We start from the raw sequence: 261 nt of genomic DNA, 5'->3' as shown, positions 1-261 counted from the left end.
AAGGAAAATCAGCAATTAACGTTGTGCTTCGCCACCTAATCCTTCAATCAGGTTTTGAATTAACGCTGCCAGTTCACCAGTCATCAGGATGAAATCGGCATCAAAACGCTGGGCGAAATCTTCACGGTCGATATCTTCGTTTTGATCGCGCAGCTCGTCGCAGAACTCCAGACGCTTGAGCGAACCATCGTCGCACATCACAAACTGAATGCGCTGCTGCCAGTCGAGCGCCAGTTTAGTCACCACTTTTCCGGCTTCAAT

At 49.0% G+C, this 261-nt stretch carries 1 protein-coding gene; it reads right to left on the bottom strand.

The window, feature by feature from the left end:
• Window positions 1-15: 15 nt before the first annotated feature.
• On the bottom strand, window positions 16-261 hold a 246-nt coding region (rdgC, locus tag MFF40_RS28515; protein ID WP_238263184.1), incomplete at its 5' end, for a recombination-associated protein RdgC.

It is taken from the genome of Methylobacterium mesophilicum (genome assembly GCF_022179445.1).
Classification (GTDB): domain Bacteria; phylum Pseudomonadota; class Alphaproteobacteria; order Rhizobiales; family Beijerinckiaceae; genus Methylobacterium; species Methylobacterium mesophilicum.
The sequence above is the reverse complement of the archived record's forward strand: the minus strand, read 5'-3'. Positions and strand labels throughout refer to the sequence as shown.